Below are 19,094 nucleotides of genomic sequence, written 5' to 3'. Positions count from 1 at the left end.
GAAAGAGAAGGCCTAATCGAGTTGGTGAAGTAAGCTCAGGTGCCTACCTTGTATTATATAGGCCGTACCAATCTACCTCCGCCAGCGGATCAAGCAACGGCGCAATCGCCAGGCTGCGGACAGGTCGCGACGAACGCGACCGCGCAGCCACCCACGCACATATAATACCGGGAATGCTTGGAAACATCCGGGGCGGTGGTATGTTAGCGGCAGTAAAGCTACAAATTACCCGCGCATGAAATTCTTTATCGACACCGCTAACCTTGACGACATCCGCGAAGCCGAAAGCCTTGGCATCCTGGACGGCGTAACTACCAATCCGAGCCTGATGGCCAAAGAGAACATCAGCGGCGAGGAAAACGTGCGGGACCACTACGCAAAAATCTGTCAAATCACCGACGGCGACGTCAGCGCCGAGGTCATCAGCACCGACCTTGAGGGTATGAAGCGTGAGGCCAGCGAGCTGGTTAAGATCGCCGACAACATCGTGGTAAAGATCCCCATGATCCGGGAAGGTGTAAAGGCCCTGGCCTGGTGCACCGAGAACGGCATCCGTACCAACTGCACGCTGGTGTTCAGCCCCGGGCAGGCCATCCTGGCCGCCAAGGCCGGCGCCACCTACGTCAGCCCCTTCATCGGCCGCATCGACGACATCGGCTGGGAGGGCATGACCCTGATCGCCGACATTGCTGAGATCTACGCCATTCAAGGTTTCGAGACCCAGATTCTGGCCGCTTCGATCCGCAGCGGAAAGCACATTGTGGAAGCCGCCAAGGCCGGTGCCGACGTGGTCACCTGCCCGCTCAGCAGCTACGACAGCCTGTTCAAGCACCCGCTTACCGACATTGGCCTGGAGAAATTCCTCGCCGACCACAAGAAGGCACAGAGCGTAGCCGCCTCCTAAGACTTTTTGACGGCCCGGAGCACTTTACCGCTCCGGGCCTTCTTCTCCCTTATCGAATACCTTACCCCGTCGTTAAATCCATATATGAGCAAGCCACGTGTAATAAAGAACTACGATAAGCTCGACGATGAGTTGCTCGAGCAGATCAAGCTCAACTACCCCAACGGCTTCGAACGTCACCTTATCCGCTTCACCGACGTGAACGGAAAGATCGCCAGTGCGCTCCCTTTCGAAACCACCGAGAAATACTACCTCATCCGGATGACCAAGTCCGAAGCCCAGCTCATCATCGAAGACGATGACGACTACGATGACGACGGCATCCTGACCGATGAGGCCCGCGAAGAATACGGAGACAAGTACGACGACGATATTGAAGAGGCCGACATCGACCTCGACGAACTCAGCGACGAAGACGTAGACACCGAGGAAGAGGATTAAGGTGGAGTATTATCTGACCGTTTCGGGTTCCCCCCATCCGGACAGTGCCAACTCCCGACTCCTGGCCGCCCTGGCCGCCCTCTCCCCCGTCGCTACCAAATCATCCTTTCCGGTCGATCACCTACCCCTGTTCCAGCCCTCGCTGGATCAGTCACCCCTTTCCCCCTCCGTGATCGAATGGCGGCGGGACTGGGAACTGGCACGGGCGGTAGTGATCTCCACGCCGGCCTACCTGGACAACCTGCCCGGCGTACTCAAGAATGCCCTCGACTGGCTCACCACTCCGGGGGTAGCCCAGGATAAACCCGTGCTGGCACTCACCTTTTGTCCGCATGCGCCCCGCGGGGCCCACGCCATGGAATCCCTTCTGTGGTCGCTGCAGGCACTGGGAACGCGGGTCGTCGCCCAGCTCCCCTGTTACCAGAACGAGGTGAGCTTCGACAAGAATGGCGATATTGAAGCCGGCCCCGAAAGAGAGATACTAACGGAAGCCCTGCGTCTCCTGCCTTAACGGAAGTATCCCTACGTGAATCACCGGATCTTTGTCGGACTCTTTTTTCTGGCGTTCCTGGCAACGGGATTCTATATCGTCGACGACTACGGGATAACCTACGACGAGGCAGTGCAACGCAGGCACGGGCACGTGACCGTAGAGTACATCGCCGATCGCCTGGGCGTTGACCATCCGCCGCTTGCCACCGAAGGAAAGTCCTTCAGCGAATACGGCATGATTTTTCAGATCGTGGGCACCGTGGCCGAGATCCATTTGGGGGTGATTGACGATCCGTATGCATATTACCGATTGCGTCACGTGCTGGGATTCCTGCTGTTCGGTATTGCCCTGGCCTTCTTTTACCGAACGCTCCGATTACGGTGGCCGATTCAGCGCTGGTACCCACTGTTGGGTACCGCCATCCTCGTTCTTTCCCCCCGCATCTTTGCCCACGCCTTTTTCAATCCGAAGGACCACATCCTGTTGGTCTTTTACCTGATCGCCACTTTCACCCTCGTACGATTCCTGAAGGTGCGGAGTTGGTCCGCCCTGCTGTGGCACGTCGCGGCCTCCGCCCTGGCCCTGAACACCCGTTTTCCGGCCCTCATCCTGGTGGCGGCTACGGTAGCTTTGCTGGTGTGGGAACAGCTTACGCAGCGACCGCGCGACTTCCGGCGGCTGTGGCAGACCGCACTCTACCTGCCGGGGACCTTCCTGCTTATGCTACCGTTCTTCCCCTACTTATGGGTCGACACCGGATCCCGTCTGACCGGGGCCATCAGTCATATGAGCGCCTACACCTGGGACAGCGTGAATCTGCTCTTCGCGGAATACCTGCCGGCCATCGACTTACCGGCCTACTACATTCCGGCCTGGATCGTCATCACCACCCCGGTCGTCTATCTCCTCTTCCTTTTCACTGGGCTATATCAGGCCCTTCGCCAGATGCTCGGTGGACTACGTCGTTGGTCGCTTTGGGATGACTTCGCGCAGCAGGTCGACTTCGTTCACCTGGGACTGTCGATCGGACCGATCCTGGTCGTCATCATCTTGGGCTCAACCCTGTACAACGGATGGCGGCACCTGCACTTTGTGTATCCGGGCCTGGTCTATTTGATGCTGCTCGGCTACGAGCGCCTCCGCCGCGCCGCGCCTATCCTGTCGGCGGTGGTACTGGGCGGCGGACTGCTGGCTACGAGCGTCGCTATGGTCCGCATGCACCCTCAGCAGCAGGTGTACTTTAACGCCGTGATCCGCGGGGATTACCTATTGCAGCGGTTCGACATGGACTACTGGGGTGCCGGCTACCGGCAGGCGTTCCTTGAACTGGCGAAAGAGATTCCCGAAGGGGAATCCCGGCGTATAAAGTGCCAGAACTGGCCCTGCATCGACAATATCCGCGCCCTGCCGCCCGGGGTCAAAGGCAAGATCATCAACGAGTCGGACTGGACGCGGGCCGATTATGTTGCCACCAATTTCCTGTACCCGGAAGAACGCGGGGAAGTAAGCCAGCGGACCGGCCATTTTGCACGACCGATGGTTGAGGTGAGACCCTGTGGAAACCTCATCGTCGGAATCTACAAACTCAAAGAATGAGCGTACGCATCGGACTGCTATCGGATACCCACTCCTATCTCGACCCCGCGGTCTTTACCCACTTTGCCGACTGCGATGAAGTATGGCACGCCGGGGACGTGGGTGATGTAGCCATCCTCGATGAATTGGAGGCCTTCCGGCCGGTGCGGGCGGTCTACGGCAATATCGACGACAGTACCCTGCGCCGACGGCTGCCCCTTGATCTGATCTTTACCGTGGAGGGCCTTAGGGTGATGATGACCCACATAGGCGGATACCCCGGTCGCTATACGCCCCGGGTGAGGACGTTGCTGGATACCGAACGGCCCGGCCTGTACATCTGCGGACACAGTCACATCTTAAAGGTAATGCCGGATAAAAAACGGAACCTGCTTCACATGAACCCCGGGGCCTGCGGTCGCCATGGATTTCACCGTATGCGGACCCTGCTGCGCTTTACCGTCGGCGCAGGGCGCGTATCGGAGCTCGAGGCTATTGAGCTGGGGTTGCGCGGGGCTGTTCCCCCGGAGTTCCTTCCGGATTAACTTCGGGGTTCGACTCGGGGATGTCCATTCCCATGGCACGGGCCCTGGCGCGCCATCGCTCCCGCGCGAGCCGCTGCATATCCTGAGTGCTGTCCATCTCGTCCATTATTTCCAGTCCTAGCAGGGTCTCCATGGCATCTTCCATGGTGACCAATCCTTCCATGCCACCAAACTCATCCACCACCAGGGCAACGGGCTCACGTCGCTCCAGCATCCGATCGATGAGGTGATGCAGGGAGGTGTCTTGGGGAACGGTCAGCAAATCGCGTACGAGTGAAAGGACCGGTTCGTTGTCCCGCTTCTCGATGATGGCCTTGTAGACCATATCTTTCAGGACGTAGCCCAATACCTGATCACGGGTCTCGCCGAATATGGGGTAGCGACTAAAGGGGCTGTTGTCGAACTTATCGTAGAACTCCCGAATGGTCAGGGTGGACCATGCGCCGACGACCACCGTTCGGGGGGTCATCACGTCGTGTACGGTCAGGGATTCGAAATTCAGCAGGTTACGCAGAATGCGGCCTTCTTCCTCCTTCAGTTCTCCCTGTTCGGTCTGGGCTTCGGCCATCATGGCGAACTCCACTCGGGTGAGGGCGGTCGTGTGAGCATCGCGGCCGCCGAGGCTTTGGTTGATCTTGTTGGAAACCCAGACAATGCCGAGGGCCTTGAATATCTTCACCAGGATATCCAGTGATTTCACGGTAAAGGGGGCCAGCTGTTTCCAGTACGTTGCGCCAAGGTTTTTGGGGATGATCTCCGAGAAGATCAGGATGGCCAGGGTCATCACGATACTCACGATCACTTCGTACGATATAGCGTATCCAATGACGGGGAGAACGAATCCACCCTCGCCAAAGGCCGCTCCCGTACTGGCACCTACCAAAATGGCACCTACGGTATGGGCAACTGTATTGAGGGAAAGGATGGCCGTAAGCGGCTCGTTGATCTCCCTCTTGAATTGCTGGAGTAATTCCCCGGTACGCCCCCCTTCCTGGACCTTGAGCTGAACGTAGCTGGGGGTGATCGAAAGCAGTACGGCCTCAAAAATCGAACAGAGGAAACTGAAAGCGATCGAAATAAGGGCAAATAATAATAGTGCAACCATGGAGGGGGAGAAAGGTAGTTCACCCTAGAAGGTAGGCGGGACCCGATTAGTTTACATACAGCTTCTGGTAGGGTACGATTACGTCGGCGGATTCCAGCGCATTCAGCGTACGAAGCTCCTCTACCGTAAGCCGGTACTGGCGAGCGATCCCATACAGACTATCCCCTTCCTGCACGATATGAATGGCCCGGTTTTGCTGCACGGGCGCACCGTAAGCGGGTGGGGGCGGCGAAGCGTAGGCCGGGGAGGTGCCGGCCTGCGGACGATGCTCCACCGGAGTCGCAGCCGGGGCAATCACGTTGGGGGCAGGGGCTACTACCGGAGGGGGCGGATAGTAAGACGGGTAGGCAGCTTCATTGCGGACCGGGGCCGGCGGCGTTGGCGTACCAGTTACGTAATCGCTCGGTCGCGGAGGTTCCGGCATAGGATTGCCCCCGCCGGGCTGGACTGGGTCCTCAGAAACAGTGGGGCAGGTACAATCCGTGGTTTTCAGCCGCTGCCCGACACGGGCCACCTGAGCATCGCTCAGATTGTTAAAAGCCTTGAACCGCTGGGTCGTATAGCCGTACCGCAGCGCCAGACTGGCGAAGGTTTCCCCCGGTTGTACGATATGGTAATCTGAACCGGCATAGTCCGCCGAAGAGGCACTGATTCCCGGAACCGCGACGATGGGATCGGGCGTCGGCTCGTTTGCCGGAACCCGCACGGGGGGCGAGTACAGGGGGCGCTCCTCCACGATCGGATCGGCAACCACCGGCTCGGCAACCGCGGCATCGGAATCTATGCGCAAGCGCTGCCCGACGAAGATGGTGTTGTCGCGCAGTCCATTGTTACGCTTGATGTCTTCCACGCTGACGCCGTAACGGCGGGCAATGGCGTAAAGGGTTTCGCCCCGGGCTACCTCGTGTTCAGTTACGGGCAATTGAGTTTCGGAAAGATCGACGGTCTCGACGGTCGATGTAGATACCGGAACCACCTTGGCGGCCGGGCTGCTGATGACCGGCTTTGAAGATTCGGTGACGGATTGGCCCGATTCCGCCTGGGCGTCAATGTAGAGGGGTACGAAAGATACCTCCCGTTGTCTGTTGGCGCACTGTGCCTCCAGGTAGTCGGCCAAGGGCAAATCGTCCACCTGGCTGGCGGCGATCGTTTCATCCTGATTTGACCTGCCGTCGCCGGTGAGTTGCCGTTCCACGATGCCAAGACCCGGTACGAGGCGGTAAACGATGTAGGGGTAGGCCGCACCGGGGTTGTACTGCCGCAGCAGGTAGCTGGCCTGGCAGCCCTGACCTTCCATTCCTTCAAAGGTGACGGTAGCGCCTTCGTTTCCGTTGTCCAGGTTAATGCCGATCACGCTGTTCTCGGTGTCGAACGCAAAAACGGCAAAGGGAGACCGGTAGCGGATGCTGGTGCCCATTTCTTCCATTACCGCAGCCATGACCACCGGTTCAATCCGGTAGCCTCCCTCGGCCAGGGGCTGTACGATAAAGAAATGGTCCTGGGCTTCGTTGATCCGGTCGGCCAGCTCGGTCGTCAATCGTGCATCACTGCACTGCAAATAGCCTTCGGGGAGTTGTTGCTGTACGGCGGCTCCTTCGCCGTCGGTTTCCAGCATTATCCGCATGCCGAAGCCGGCGGGCAGGCTGTAGGAATAGTAGTCCATCCGCGGACTATCCGCCACGGTGCGTTGGTAGCGCAGTTGGGCACCGCACGCCCCATCATAGAGCAGAAATATCTGTTCGGCGTAACTCTGCCCCCACAGAAAGAGCAAGAGCAATACGAAAAGTGATCTCATCAACTAAGTGGTTTGGCGTCGTAAGTGGAACAGACGATGTGGGTTAAGAACGACGGTGAGTCGACAAACTTGTCCGAGCACTACTCCTAATACTGACCGTCCCGTACAAAAGCTAGCCCCGGGTCCGGATCTGTCAGCCAAGGTAGGGACAAAAGCACATTACCTCCTAACGCTGGTGAACCATTCCCCCGCAAAAAGGGATTTTATCACAAACCCAGCCCATGCCCCTCTCCCCTACCCGCTTTTTCATCACCTTTCGGGGCATTTGCTGCTCCCTCGCCCTGGCTTTGTACCTGTTCGGCTGCGACAGCGGGAATCGTCAGGATATCGATCTGAGCGACTCCGTAGTAGAGCAACCGGTCGACGGTGTGGGCCACTACGTCTACGCCATCAACCTGCCCCATACGGTTAGTGCCGGCGAGTCCTTCGAAGCACAGATGGAATGGCGGACGGTCGGCAGCGTGGACCCCAACGCGCGCTACACCATGGACGTGGTACTGGAAGGCCCGGAACGCAAGGTGTGGTCGATCCCCTCCGGGGCCAATACGGTCGGTGAACTGCACCTGGCCAACTGGCTGAGCTACAACTTTGACGTGCCGTCGGAATTCCCCGCCGGCAATTATGTCTTCGGGGTACGGCTTCGCAACGCCAACCGGGATTTCGAGGAGGTACCCCTGGGGTACCAGTCGCAACTGGAAATGGGCGACGGTTTCTACCGCCTGGCCCAGATCGAGGTGCAGCAGCAGAACTAACCGTTCTAGGCTTCGACGTAGTAGTCGTCCAACTTCCGCTCTTTGGGATCACCCAGTTTGTCTACGGATTTGGCGACCAGCATGGCCACGGTAGCGTCGCCGGTAACGTTAGCCACCGTGCGGCACATGTCGAGCGGTCGGTCCACCGCAAAGATTAGTGCCAGCCCCACTTCCGGGATACCCGCCTGCGCCAGCACGATAACCAGCATAACCATACCCGCACCGGGCACGGCCGCCGAGCCGATACTGGCGGCCAGGGCGGTGGTAATAATCGTGAGCTGCGCACCTAACCCCAGTTCTATGCCATAGGCCTGGGCGATGAACACCGCCGCCACTGCCTGGTACAGGCTGGTACCGTCCATATTGATGGTAGCGCCGATGGGCAGTACAAAAGAGGTTACTTCTTCATCTACGCCCAGGTGCTCCTCCACCCTCTCCATGGTCACCGGCAATGTGGCCGCGCTCGAACTGGTACTGAAGGCCAGGAGTTGGGCCGGACTGATACCCGACATAAAGTTGCCGTAGCTCACGCCGGTGAACACTTTGACCAGCGTGGGGTACACGACAAAAACCATAATCGCCAATCCAGCGAGTACGCAGGCACTGTACATGATCAGGGCAACAAAGAGGTCCTTGCTGGGTGCTTCCACCACCAGGCTGGCCAGCAGGGCGAAAACCCCGACCGGAGCCGCCAGCATGATCAGGTCGATGAGTTTCAGGACCACCTCGTTAACGCCGTCAAAGAAATCCTTGACCGGCTGGGCTTTTTTCGGGTCCACCAGGATAAGGCCGACAGCAAAGAAGATTACGAAAAAGATCACCTGCAGCATGTTGCCGTTGCTGCTCGCGGCCCCCACGATGTTTTCCGGAACCAGATCGACCAATGCCTGAAGGGGACCCGCCTCAGCTTGCCGCGAAGCGTCTGTGATCCTGGCACCCGCGTCCGCCGCAAAATCGTTCAAGAGGTTGTCGCGCGTGGTCTGGTCCAGCCCCTCACCCGGGCCTACTACGTTGACAATGACGAGGCCGAGGACAATGGCCACCACCGTGGTACAGATATACAGACCGATGGTCCGCACGCCCATCGAACTGAGTTTACTGATGTCCTTCAGGTCGGTGATGCCCTTGATAAGGGAAGCAACGATTAGGGGGATGGCGATCAGCTTCAGGCTGTTGATGAAGATGGTACCGAATGGCTTGATCCAGTCGCCGACAAAGTCACCCCAACCCAGGGAGGCCGCCAGCACACCGAACCCTACACCAAGCGCCATGCCGATGAGTATTTGCCAATGCAATGCCAGCTTTTTCATGCAAGTAGTTTGTTGGGGTAAGGGCCGAAAATACCTTAACACACCCCATACGGCAAAACGGACGCGCCCCGGCCGGCCCCGAAAGGGGGGCTGCGGCTCGGGGCGCGACAGAATACCCGGCACGAAGTGGTCCACAGATTTAGGTCGCCGCTATCTCCGGTCAGGTCAAGACGACCAACGGAGGCGACACCTGGTTGTCGGCGAGGCTGGCCAACAAGGGGGTGAGCGCAGAGCGCAAAAGATAAACGCCCAAACCACTTTTTAGAAGGGTATAAACCAGGCCCATACCATTTTCCCGTGCTACTTCAGCAGGTTGGGGTACTCATCTTCCGGGGGCTTGGGGATCGGTTTGATCATGGGCAGTTCCATGACCTTGGCCTCTTTCGGCCCTACGGTGATGAAGCGCAGGAAGCCGCCGTGGCTTTCGGCGATGTGGCGGGCAAAGGTGCGGAAGTTGTGGTAGTACAAGTAACCGTAGGGTTCCCGCAGCTTAGGCAGGATATCGTTGAGCTTGCTCAGTTCCTTGACGATGTACTTCTCGCGCTGCTCGACGCCGTTCTGCATTCCGTTGTAGAGTTCCTGGATGCGAGCCGACAGGCCCTCGTCGATCTTTTCGTAATAGGCGTTGAGGCGGCCGCGGGTATTGTAGGTACGAATGTCAGCCAGACGCTGCGCCTCCGTGAGCTCCACCTCGTCCAGTACGTTGTCGGCCGCCCCTACGAGGATCACGATCAAGGGTATGGCGTCGAACATGAGTTGTTGCTCTTCGGCGGTCAGGTTGTTGAATTCTCTCAGCATTACTTTCTACTTTGGGGCGACAAACATACAGAGTACCACCCGGCCATGCAGCAATTACTCCTTTTTTTGATGGCGGTTGTCGCGGGTGCCATGCTGGCGGTACAGGCCGGGCTCAACAGCGGGATGGGCAAAGCGGTTAATAGTCCGGTCTACGGAGCCCTGATTTCCTTCGTGACCGGGGGTATTGCCCTTTTCGCCTATTGCCTGGTGGCCGGGGTTCCGTTGGGTAATTTACGCCGTGCGTTCGAATTGCCCTGGTTCTACTGGCTCGGGGGCGTACTGGGGGGGTTCTACGTGTTCGCCATTATCGTGCTCGCTCCGCGCCTGGGGGTGGCCGTCACCATCGGCCTGACAGTGGCTGGGCAGATGGTCTTCAGCCTGGTTATCGACCATTACGGACTGATGGGTATTCCGGCGCAGTCGGTCAATTGGATGCGGGTGGTGGGCATCGCCGCCATCATTGGTGGCGTGGTGTTGCTGCGAAGTAATTAGGCTTGCTGTACCTTTGCCCCCTATGGGATGGTTCAAAAGACTCAAAGACGGTATTCAGACCGCCACGCGTAACAAGAAAGAAGCCCCGGAAGGCTTATGGTACAAGTGCCCGCGGTGCAGCGAAACCGTCACCCGCAAGGAACTGCGGGAGAATTTCTTCAAATGCCCCAGCTGCAACTACCACGAGCGGATCGGCTCGCAGGAGTACTTCAACCTGCTGTTCGACGGCAATTTTGAAGAGTACGAGGCCGACATGGAAGCCGTGGACGTACTGCAGTTCAAGGACCTGAAATCTTACAAGGATCGCCTCAAAGCCGCCAAGAAAAAAACCGGCCTGAACGATGCAATCCGCGTGGCCCGCGGCAAACTCAACCGCCGCCCCCTGCTGGTAGCCTGTATGGACTTCAGTTTCATCGGTGGCAGTATGGGTAGCGTCGTAGGCGAAAAGATCGCCTTCGCCATCGATGAGGCCCGCAAGACCCGCACCCCCCTGCTGATCATCAGCAAGACCGGAGGTGCCCGCATGATGGAGGCCGCCTTCAGCCTGATGCAGATGGCCAAGACCAGCGCCAAACTGAGTCAATTGGCCAAGGCGGGCGTACCTTATTTCAGCCTGATGACCGACCCCACCACGGGCGGTGTCACGGCCAGTTATGCGATGCTGGGCGACATCAATCTCGCGGAACCCGAGGCCCTGATCGCCTTCGCCGGTCCGCGCGTAGTGAAGGAAACCATCAAGAAAGAACTGCCCGAAGGATTCCAGACCTCGGAATTTCTTCTGGAACACGGCTTCCTCGATTTCATCGTCGACCGCTCCGAACTCGTGGAACGAATGGGCGACCTGCTTCATCTGTTCGAATCGGCCCGTACCCCACAGAACTAGCCACTGCCACCCCGGGGCGAATTCGCATCGTCAGACCACCGGGACCGTTTCGCCCTCGCGCCGCAACAAGTCGCGGACGCAGCGAGCTACCAGCACCCCGAGACGCAGCCACCCCATGGGCGGTTGCAGGGTAGCAATCAGCCGGATGACCGCAATGGTTGTGTCCAGGAAATAAACTGCGCCCTCGGTCATACGTCGGATGTACGCCCGGTGCCGCAGGAGGTCGTCGTCGGAAACGGCGGCGTCGACCAGATTGACGACATCAAAATCGATCCGGTAGCGGGTGATCATGACCGGATGGGTTTGGCCGACCGGATTACCGAGTGACACGAAGGGTCTGCCGAGCAAAAAATGTCCGAAATACCGAAAGCCGGTGAAAAACAGGCCGATTCCCTCCTGCAGCCGTTTGGCGAGGGCTTTCACGAAGTCAAACACCGCCCCAAGGATTGTCTCCACCGCCCCGGCCACCCAGGCGACGATCCGCCCTACTGCCCGAAATGCTCCGCGGATCAGACTCCGCAATCCAAAGTACACCCGCCTGAAGGGATGTTGCTCCGGCTGTCCGTAGGCCATGCTTACTTCGCGTTGTCGTTCGGCAAAGCGCTGATCAAGTACGTCCTCCCTGCCGCTAGCCCGTAGGCTATCCCATATTTCGTTCTCTTCCCGCTCTGCCTCCGCCTCGCCCGGCGGTGCGTACGCGTCGAGCAGGCGACCGACCAGTTTCAGGTCGACCAGCCAGCTCCCGGCCTCGGTAGCTTTCACGACCACCCGGTCGAGCTTGCGGTCCTTCCAATCGCCGTGGTCCCGCTCCTGGGCCACCAGCGCCAGCACTGCCCGGTGGGATACAGGCCCAAAGTCACCGTCCAGCATGCCGGTGTAGAATCCCGACCGCCAGAGGGCCAGTTGCAGCAGGCGGATGCCCAGGTGATTGCCCCCGGTGTCGGCGTGCAACTCACTGCGCCGGATGCGCCGGTCGGCCCGCCGGGCGAGTTTCTCCTCCCGCCGGCTCATTTCATCGGTGTCGCCGTCCGCTTCCGCTATCCGGTACTGGAGGTAATAATCGCCTGAGGCATTGGGCAGGAATTTGTTGGCCCGCCGGAAGGCGTCGAAAAGCTTGGGGCCGTTCAGCAGTAATTCCTGCAAACTTACGTGCAGGAAAACCGCGTCACGTTCCGGCAGCAGTTCCTTGTACGTGCCGCCCAGGGAATTGTCAAGCTGGTAGAGCAACGGCAAGTGTTCCCACTCCAGATAGGTCGTGCGCTGACGGGAGAACTGCCGGCGGTAATGGTGAAAGTATACCCGCAGCCGAAAAGCCAGCGAGCGGCCGTACGCCGTTTGCTCACCGATCCGGTACCGGGGCCGCACCTCGGTGTCACCGTCGAAGGAGGTGTAGAGGGCCAGACGGTAAACTACCGTGACGATGTATTCTTCCACCCAGTCGAGGCGCCCCGATAAATGACCGCGCGGAAACGAAGGGATCAGTGCGTAACCTGGGTAATCGTCCTCCGCCACGAACCGGCCCACGGCTTCTACCACTGATAATAGAATCTTGGGTGGCGGCTCCTGGTTACCGGCCCTGGCCTGGTGCCAGAGCTGAAAGGTGTCAATTGACAGATAATTGAGGTCGGTCAGGTGCTGCACCATCTCGTGCCACTGCCCCCGCCGCGTGCGTGAGGGCGTGTCGCGCCGGTCAAAGGTCCGCTGTACGGTGGCGGGAAACGGGATAGCGTACCTGACGGTCATGGTATCGGCCACGGCCAGGAAGGCCTGGTCGGCCACTTCCGGGTCGCGCTCGCCGGCCCCGAGCCGGCGGCAGGTGGTGATGAACGCACCGGTGTTCATGCGCAGCCTATTTCCGGCTACCCAACAGCAGTTTGGCGATCCCGTCGGCCATCGCGGCACGCGCAATACCGGCCGCCTTCACCGTCTCGTTGTGGAAGTCGAGGTACACGGCCTCCTCGGGCGACAGGTTTTCCTTTACGAAAGTAACGGTGTCCTTATCGATGGAAACGTGGGTGGCCGCCAGGGCAGAAATCCTGGAGTCTTTCTTCAGGATATTCCCCTCCAACTGCTGCATGATGCGGGTGAACTTCAGCGGCTTGTCATCGCCATCGCTGTCCTGCAGGTTATTCACCTCTACAGTGAGGTTACCGGTCAGGGTGACGACGTCCAGACTCGTCATATCGTTGATGAAGTCGCCAAAGGATTTGTTCTCTGCCATGGGTACTGGGTTATTTTGCTTCAGAAAAATTGCTCGCTACGCATAAGGTGCAGCTTTTCCTTGAGTTCATCGGCCGGTATGCCGGGTATTTGCGCGAAATCTTCTTTCCGAAAGAGGCTATAACGGAACGTGGGCTTCTCTCCGGGGGCCTGTGCCGGGGTGTAACACAGCATTAAATCGCTGAGCACCGTGTACGCACCCATCGTCAACCGGGGGCCATCCGAACCGCGCTTCGTTCCCCTTTCGCTGTCGTTGCGGGCGGCGTACTCCACGCAGTTGACCAGATCGCCCCTGTCATTGATGTAGTTCTTGCCACTGATGACCTGACAGCCTGCACTCCAGTTACTTATTCCCAATCCGCTCCAGTGAATGTTGAAGGTTGGATTCGGGATCGGGTCGAAGCCATCCTGCCGGTTTCGGTCTGTGAGGGCGTTGTCTCCATGCACGTCTCTGATCACCATCACCCCGGCTCCCGCCGGCCGGCCGGCCTTGTAAATGCGGTCGCGCCTCGCCTCACCGATATTGTGCCAATTGAAGCGGTAGCGGTGCTGCCCCTCCATCAGATACCCTTCCCGGCGCGAACTCGGGTTGGCATCGGTAGAGCCCCAGAAGTAGAAGGTCATTCCCTGCACCAGCAGAACGAACAGATCATCCGGCGCACGGCGGCTGGTGGATTGCGCGGGAGCGCCAGCCTGCCGACGGATACCGATGAGGTGGGGGGCCGTTCCCCCAAAGTCCCACTCCTCCGGCAGAAAGGTATCGCCCCGGCGATCGGCTTGCGCCAGGGCGCGAAGGGCGGGCGTGGGGTGGGCCAGATGGTGCGCTTTGGCCGCTTGCAGCCAAGTCATCCATCGCACGTAATCGGGACGCGTCTCACCATTCGACCACCTGCAACGGCGCCCTGCGTCCGCCCACTGGTCGAGGTAATATTGCGTATCGTCACCCACTACTCCATCGGGCCAGGAGGGGGGATCACGTCGTTGGTGACGCTCCGGGCTGTCGATGGTCCGTACGTATTCCTGGAACAGCCGCACGGCCGCCTGGGTGGCGTAGCCGAAAATACCGCCGTGCTCGGCGTGGGGCATGAAGCCCGCCTCCTGGAGCAGGCGGGTGAGGTCACGGATACGGTGACCCTCGATTTTTTCCCATTCCCACCACCGATTGCGGCTGTCGTCGCGGAACCGCAGTTCACCCCCCGAGAAGCCCTGCGGATGGTGGTACAGACGCAGGAACTCCTGTTTTTCCGCTTCGCTGAATTTAATGTCCTCGTCTACCCTTCCCAGCCGCAGCACTTTTTCCATACCCCTTTATACGCTCCACGTCTTGTTGGTTACCAGAGGCGGCCATTCCATATTCAACCCCTCCATGGCCTGCACCACGATGTCGGTCATCAGGTAGTTGCGGTACCAGCGCTGATCGACGGGGATAATGTGCCAGGGGATCTCGCTGCGCGCGATGACGTCCTCGTAGGCTTTCCGGTACTCATCCCAGTGCTCCCGCTCCCGCCAGTCGCCGTCGTTATGCTTGTATTGCTTCTCCGGTTCCTCGATGCGCTCCATCAGTTCCTCCCGCTGTTGTTCCTTGGAGATGTGCAGGTAGAATTTGAGGATGAGGGTATTATTATCGTACCGCAACAGATTTTCAAAGGCATTGATACTGTCGAAGCGGCGGTCAACCTGCTCTTCGGTGATCCATCCGTGTACCCGCTGGATCAGCACGTCCTCGTAATGGCTGCGGTTAAAGATCACCATCTCCCCCTGCGCCGGCACCTCCTTGTGGATGCGCCAGAGGAAGTCGTGGTCGAATTCTTCCTCCGTAGGTTTCTTGAAGGCTACGGAGCGTAGACCGTAGGGCGCGCATTCGCCAAACACGTTGCGCAGGGCTCCGTCCTTCCCGCTGGCGTCCATGCCCTGCAAGATGATCAGCACCGCATGCTCCTTTTGTGCCACGAGTTGCTGGTGCAGTTCGCTGATGCGGTCGGCCCGCTGCTTGGTCAGTCGTTCGGCTTCGTCGCGGTCGAGGTCTTCCGGGGCACGGGTGGAAATTTTACTCAGGTCTATGTTGGGCATGCAAGATAGGGGTATGGTTGAGGCAATCGGGGTTTGGGCGGCGGAGCGCAGGTGCAAGATCTACCAGAAAAAAGCTGGCACGGAAAAGGTGATTTATTAACCGTATGCCGGCATTAATACCGCATTCACCACCATGAATTTTCGGATTACTCATAGATCGCTGGTGGAAATGGCAAATGAATTCAATCTGGGAAATTGACCCTGACATCAGGAATGAAGCCGCGAAAACACCTTGTTGCCGTAAGTATAAGAAATATTACATCGGACCATTCCGCGCAATGCCATGGGCGTTGTCGGTCGAAACGCCCGTAATCATCGTAGCTTCAGCGAGCACACGAATGACCCGACTAAACGGCACCCGCGCCGCATGGCCTACCGGTAGACCACCCGCACCTATCATGCCTTACGCCAAAAACTTGCCAATACGCGGCGGGACAACCTTACCTTTTAGGAAGGAAAACCTGCTGCGCAGCATAATCCCGAATTTGATCACGGACCGAAAGTGCGCCTTATTTTTTCCTAATTTTGCCGCCATGAACCGATTGCTTCCTATTGGACTCCTTCTCCTGCTGCTGGGTTGCCGCTCCGCTCCCGCACCGGAAGCTACCGCCGACCCGACGCCGCCGGTCCGCCTGGAAGCAGTGGACCCCGCCGCGGCGCAACGGTGGTTCGGCACGGAATTCGTGTCCGAAACCCTTTTCGACGGAATGGAGTGGTCGGAAGGGCCACTGGTCCTGCCGGATGGCACGGTCATCTGCAGCGACGTTCCGAATAACCATATCCTGGCGTGGACGGGGACGGGCAGCCGCGTATGGTTGAGCAATTCCGGTGCCGTGCCGAACGATTACAGCAACGAACCGGGCAGTAACGGGCTGGCACTTGACCGCGAAGGACGGCTGCTGCTTGCCCAACACGGTGGGCGACGCATTGCCCGCATGGATGCTCCGCTCGCCACCCCTGAACCAACCTATACGGCCCTGGCCGAGTACTACGACGGTAAGCGGTTCAACAGTCCGAACGACCTCGTGGTAGCCGCCGACGGCTCCGTGCTGTTCACCGACCCGCCCTATGGGTTGCCCCAGGGGGACGCCGGTGAAATGGGGTTCAATGGCGTGTACCGCGTAGACCCCCGCGGCCAGGTGACCCTGCTCACCAAGGTATATTCCCGCCCCAACGGTATCGGGCTCAGTCCGGACGGCCGTACCCTCTACATCGCCAACTCCGATGGCGCGCGGGCCATTGTGACGGCTACCCCCCTGGCAGATGACTTTTCCCTCGGAGAACCGAAAACGATCATCGACGCTACCGAACTGGCGGACAAAGAACCCGGTTACCCCGATGGTTTGGCCGTTGCCCGCGACGGAACCATTTTCGCCACCTCTCCCGGCGGGGTATGGGTGGTCCGCCCCGACGGAACCCTGCTCGCCAAGATTCGCAGCGAGGGACCCGTCTCCAACGTCTGCCTGTCGCCAGGGGAAGACTGGCTGTACCTTACCAACGACAATCGCCTGCTGCGCGTAAAACTGAACCCATTATGATTTCACTGAACGACCACGATATAAACGAGGCGGCCACCGCCATTCGCCGTGGCATGGAAGTTTACGTGCACCGCGCGCACGGGCGGATGCTCATCGCCGACGACCCCGAGCGCAACGTCCGCGCCGACCCGGAGGTCTTCGAGGCGATTATGCAGGACGTAAGCACCGACCCGGATGCCTACGTACACATCGAGCGCATGCCCGCCGCCGACGCGATCAAGATCATGTCGGCCTTCACCGACCGGGTGCGCAACCAGGAACTGTGGCAGGCGCTCACCTACGCCCTCAAACGTCCGAACCCTTTCCAGAACTTCAAGACCGAACTGCGCCGCTTCCCCAAGAACTACGAGCGGTGGCGGCAATTCCGGCAGGAACGCTACACGGAATACGTGCAGCAGTGCCTGGCCGAGCAACAAGACTAAGCGGTGGGGAGCGGCATCCGGCGCCTTTCCCGGAGCACAATTGACGATGGTGCCTGGGATGCAGCCGTCCGATCGGACCCCACACCCCTGCCCTACGGATTGACCGACTGGCTGGACGCCGCCACCGACCGCCGGTGGGATGGCCTGGTGCTCGACAACTACCGCGCAGTGCTGCCCCTGCCGCGCATGCGCCGCCTGGGGTTCGTACCCGTTTACGTTCGCCCCCCCTACACGCAGCAGCTTGGTCCTTTCGGTCAGCTGCTGCCAGGCGATGTACGCGCCCTGCTTTCGGCCGTTCCCTTCCGCCCCCAGATCGCCCTGCCCTTGCGGGCCGGCGTGCCCACGGCGGAAATTCCGAAGCGCTATAGGTCCCGCGTCCGCACGAATTTCGAGCTCGATCTATCGCGGAAATGGCCCAACATTGCCGCGGGCTTTCCGCGCAAGTTGCAAGCTTTCCTGCGGAAGAGCTCCGACGATTGCCTGGACACAATGGATCCCGCAACTTTCGTGGCCCTGAGTGAAGCGGATCTGGCGGGAAAACCGGGCATGCAGCCCAGTCAGTTCGCTGCCCTCCACCGCTTGATCCTTACGGCCCAAAACGCGGGCTGGGGCAATTGCCACCAGTTACGGGAGGATGGTGAGCTGCTGGCCGCAGGTTTTTTTCCGCATTTCGGTGGGCGGACCATCAACCTGGCCACGGTAACAACCGAGCGCGGCAAGAAACGCCGGGGCACGAGCCGTTTGCTGGCTCTGGTAATGCAGCGCCATGCCGGAGAGCCGGGTGCCGTTTTCGACTTTGAGGGTTCGGAAATTCCGGGGGTCAAAGCGTTTTTTGCCAAATTTGGCGGGGTCGATCGCGGGTATCGTCTGGTGGAAGCGGGCCCGCGTGGATGGCTATAAGGTCGCAACCCTGTCGGCCAGCTGCCGTTAGGGTATCCAAAGATTCGTTCCATGCCCGAATTGCCGGAGGTTCACAATTTCAAACTGTATTTCGACGCCGCGGCCACAGGTCAGACCATTTCCGGGGTAACCGTCCATGATGACCATATTTTGCGCAACCTCCCCGGACCGGCGTTTGCGGATGCCCTGACCGGCCGCACCATCGTCGGTAGCCTGCGGCGGGGCAAGTACCTCTTCGCTCATCTGGACAACGACCACTCACTGCTCCTGCACTTCGGCATGACCGGCGACCTGAAGCTCTACCAGGAAACTGCTGATCGCAACAAGTTCGAGCGCTTTGCACTACACTTCGCCGACGGAAATACCCTCGGCTTCGACGATCCTCGGAAGTTCGCCCGCATTCTGTACCTGCAGGACCACGTAGCCTACATCCAGGAGATCAAGCTCGGTCCCGATGCGCTGGACCTTACGCTGGAGGATTGGCTGGATGCCGTAAAGGGGCGCAAAGCCACGATTAAGGGGCTACTCCTCAACCAATCCATTCTCGCGGGGGTCGGCAACCTGTACGCGGATGAGATCTGTTACCGGACCCGCATTCACCCCGCGGCGCATGCCTGCGACCTTTCCGACGATCAACTGACCGACATCCACACCGAAACCGTAGCCGTCATGAAGTATGGCACGGAAAATGCCCCGTACTACAAGGATTACCCCGAAGACTGGTTCTGGCACGTGTGGCGTGAAGAAGGAAAGGCCGGCCCCGAGGGTATTGGCGAAGTGAAGGTGACCAAGGTGGCAGGGCGCACCACCTACTTTGTTGAAGGCTGGCAACACTAGGCTACCGGGATGCC

General features: G+C 59.3%; 20 protein-coding genes. 12 read left to right on the top strand and 8 right to left on the bottom strand.

Annotated elements, in window-relative coordinates:
- Positions 1 to 235: 235 nt before the first annotated feature.
- From fsa to E4021_RS01270, 5 genes are all read left to right on the top strand, one after another.
- Positions 236 to 904: a fructose-6-phosphate aldolase gene (gene fsa / locus E4021_RS01290; protein ID WP_136456087.1), complete on the top strand. Its 669-nt coding sequence runs from the start codon at positions 236 to 238 to the stop codon at positions 902 to 904.
- A gap of 84 nt (positions 905 to 988) precedes the next feature.
- The gene (locus E4021_RS01285; protein WP_136456086.1) at positions 989 to 1,345 is read left to right on the top strand and encodes a hypothetical protein; all 357 of its coding nucleotides are present in this window, start codon (positions 989 to 991) and stop codon (positions 1,343 to 1,345) included.
- Position 1,346: 1 nt separating this feature from the next.
- On the top strand, positions 1,347 to 1,856 hold the full coding sequence (locus E4021_RS01280) for an NADPH-dependent FMN reductase (protein WP_168797412.1): 510 nt from the start codon (positions 1,347 to 1,349) through the stop codon (positions 1,854 to 1,856).
- Between the two features lie 15 nt (positions 1,857 to 1,871).
- Positions 1,872 to 3,434: a glycosyltransferase family 39 protein gene (locus tag E4021_RS01275; RefSeq protein ID WP_136456084.1), complete on the top strand. Its 1,563-nt coding sequence runs from the start codon at positions 1,872 to 1,874 to the stop codon at positions 3,432 to 3,434.
- The gene (locus tag E4021_RS01270; RefSeq protein WP_136456083.1) at positions 3,431 to 3,958 is read left to right on the top strand and encodes a metallophosphoesterase family protein; all 528 of its coding nucleotides are present in this window, start codon (positions 3,431 to 3,433) and stop codon (positions 3,956 to 3,958) included. Before E4021_RS01275 ends, E4021_RS01270 begins: the two co-directional genes overlap by 4 nt.
- Here E4021_RS01270 and E4021_RS01265 read toward each other — a convergent pair.
- Complete coding sequence (locus E4021_RS01265; RefSeq protein WP_136456082.1) at positions 3,906 to 5,063, bottom strand: CNNM domain-containing protein; 1,158 nt, start codon at positions 5,061 to 5,063, stop codon at positions 3,906 to 3,908. The genes E4021_RS01270 and E4021_RS01265 overlap by 53 nt on opposite strands.
- A 46-nt stretch (positions 5,064 to 5,109) precedes the next feature.
- Positions 5,110 to 6,858 (bottom strand): LysM peptidoglycan-binding domain-containing protein, encoded by a 1,749-nt coding sequence (locus E4021_RS01260; RefSeq protein ID WP_136456081.1) that lies wholly within the window; start codon positions 6,856 to 6,858, stop codon positions 5,110 to 5,112.
- A gap of 221 nt (positions 6,859 to 7,079) precedes the next feature.
- Here E4021_RS01260 and E4021_RS01255 point away from each other — a divergent pair, with 221 nt between their 5' ends.
- Positions 7,080 to 7,610 (top strand): hypothetical protein, encoded by a 531-nt coding sequence (locus E4021_RS01255; protein ID WP_136456080.1) that lies wholly within the window; start codon positions 7,080 to 7,082, stop codon positions 7,608 to 7,610.
- A gap of 5 nt (positions 7,611 to 7,615) precedes the next feature.
- Here E4021_RS01255 and E4021_RS01250 read toward each other — a convergent pair whose 3' ends face one another.
- Both E4021_RS01250 and E4021_RS01245 read right to left on the bottom strand, forming a co-directional pair.
- A complete protein-coding gene (locus tag E4021_RS01250; RefSeq protein ID WP_136456079.1) occupies positions 7,616 to 8,920 on the bottom strand; it encodes a dicarboxylate/amino acid:cation symporter in 1,305 nt (434 codons plus the stop codon).
- A gap of 300 nt (positions 8,921 to 9,220) precedes the next feature.
- Positions 9,221 to 9,718, bottom strand: a complete 498-nt coding sequence (locus tag E4021_RS01245) for a hypothetical protein (protein WP_136456078.1) — start codon at positions 9,716 to 9,718, stop codon at positions 9,221 to 9,223.
- A 45-nt stretch (positions 9,719 to 9,763) separates the two neighbouring features.
- On the opposite strand from E4021_RS01245, the gene E4021_RS01240 reads away from it, so the two are divergent.
- Together E4021_RS01240 and accD are read left to right on the top strand one after the other, a co-directional pair.
- Positions 9,764 to 10,210: a DMT family transporter gene (locus tag E4021_RS01240; RefSeq protein ID WP_136456077.1), complete on the top strand. Its 447-nt coding sequence runs from the start codon at positions 9,764 to 9,766 to the stop codon at positions 10,208 to 10,210.
- A 22-nt stretch (positions 10,211 to 10,232) separates the two neighbouring features.
- Complete coding sequence (gene accD / locus E4021_RS01235) at positions 10,233 to 11,093, top strand: acetyl-CoA carboxylase, carboxyltransferase subunit beta (protein WP_136456076.1); 861 nt, start codon at positions 10,233 to 10,235, stop codon at positions 11,091 to 11,093.
- A 30-nt stretch (positions 11,094 to 11,123) separates the two neighbouring features.
- On the opposite strand, the gene E4021_RS01230 is transcribed toward accD, so the two are convergent.
- From E4021_RS01230 to E4021_RS01215, 4 genes are read right to left on the bottom strand one after another with little or no spacing between them, the layout of a single operon-like run.
- Positions 11,124 to 12,935, bottom strand: coding sequence for a peptidoglycan-binding domain-containing protein (locus E4021_RS01230; protein ID WP_136456075.1), 1,812 nt, complete (start codon positions 12,933 to 12,935; stop codon positions 11,124 to 11,126).
- 7 nt (positions 12,936 to 12,942) lie between these two features.
- Positions 12,943 to 13,314: a hypothetical protein gene (locus tag E4021_RS01225; RefSeq protein ID WP_136456074.1), complete on the bottom strand. Its 372-nt coding sequence runs from the start codon at positions 13,312 to 13,314 to the stop codon at positions 12,943 to 12,945.
- 20 nt (positions 13,315 to 13,334) lie between these two features.
- Positions 13,335 to 14,615 carry a peptidoglycan-binding domain-containing protein gene (locus tag E4021_RS01220; protein ID WP_136456073.1) on the bottom strand — a complete coding sequence of 427 codons (1,281 nt, stop codon included), beginning with the start codon at positions 14,613 to 14,615 and terminating at the stop codon, positions 13,335 to 13,337.
- A gap of 6 nt (positions 14,616 to 14,621) precedes the next feature.
- Positions 14,622 to 15,383, bottom strand: coding sequence for a PPK2 family polyphosphate kinase (locus E4021_RS01215; protein WP_136456072.1), 762 nt, complete (start codon positions 15,381 to 15,383; stop codon positions 14,622 to 14,624).
- A gap of 533 nt (positions 15,384 to 15,916) precedes the next feature.
- Between E4021_RS01215 and E4021_RS01210 the strand changes: the two genes are divergently transcribed.
- The 4 genes from E4021_RS01210 to E4021_RS01195 all read left to right on the top strand — a co-directional run bounded on the left by E4021_RS01210 (position 15,917) and on the right by E4021_RS01195 (position 19,080).
- Complete coding sequence (locus tag E4021_RS01210; protein WP_168797411.1) at positions 15,917 to 16,921, top strand: SMP-30/gluconolactonase/LRE family protein; 1,005 nt, start codon at positions 15,917 to 15,919, stop codon at positions 16,919 to 16,921.
- Positions 16,918 to 17,343 (top strand): UPF0158 family protein, encoded by a 426-nt coding sequence (locus E4021_RS01205; RefSeq protein WP_168797410.1) that lies wholly within the window; start codon positions 16,918 to 16,920, stop codon positions 17,341 to 17,343. The genes E4021_RS01210 and E4021_RS01205 overlap by 4 nt, the downstream gene beginning before the upstream one ends.
- A 99-nt stretch (positions 17,344 to 17,442) precedes the next feature.
- A complete protein-coding gene (locus tag E4021_RS01200) occupies positions 17,443 to 18,243 on the top strand; it encodes a hypothetical protein (protein WP_136456069.1) in 801 nt (266 codons plus the stop codon).
- 51 nt (positions 18,244 to 18,294) lie between these two features.
- Positions 18,295 to 19,080, top strand: a complete 786-nt coding sequence (locus tag E4021_RS01195) for an Fpg/Nei family DNA glycosylase (RefSeq protein WP_136456068.1) — start codon at positions 18,295 to 18,297, stop codon at positions 19,078 to 19,080.
- Positions 19,081 to 19,094: the final 14 nt, after the last annotated feature.

The organism is Neolewinella litorea (assembly GCF_004803465.1).
Classification (GTDB): domain Bacteria; phylum Bacteroidota; class Bacteroidia; order Chitinophagales; family Saprospiraceae; genus Neolewinella; species Neolewinella litorea.
This window is presented reverse-complemented; position numbering and strand designations above follow the sequence as displayed.